Origin of the sequence: Vibrio marinisediminis, from assembly GCF_014050145.1 — a bacterium.
Classification (GTDB): domain Bacteria; phylum Pseudomonadota; class Gammaproteobacteria; order Enterobacterales; family Vibrionaceae; genus Vibrio; species Vibrio marinisediminis.
Genome location: NZ_JACFYF010000427.1, coordinates 1 through 226 on the forward strand (window position 1 = coordinate 1; position 226 = coordinate 226).

The following is a 226-nucleotide window of genomic DNA, read 5'->3' on the forward strand; positions in this document are numbered from 1 at the left end:
GCCTTCGAGGAGTTGCGCGCGGATCCCGACCAGGGCGGCTTCCTGATCGAAGATCTGGAGTGGTTCGGGCTGAATTCCTTCGGCGACAGCGCGATCGTGCTGCGAGCGCGGATCAAGACCCAGCCGGGCAAGCAATGGGGCGTGGGCCGGGCCTATAACCTGCTGCTGAAGAAGATCTTCGACGATCGCGGCATCGAGATCCCGTTCCCGCACCAGACGATCTATT

At 62.4% G+C, this 226-nt stretch carries 1 protein-coding gene; it reads left to right on the forward strand.

All coding sequences use genetic code 11. The annotated features are described in order from the left end of the window. Positions 1–226 (forward strand): mechanosensitive ion channel family protein (locus tag H2O73_RS24525; protein WP_182110864.1); only part of this gene is annotated, 226 nt, incomplete at both ends.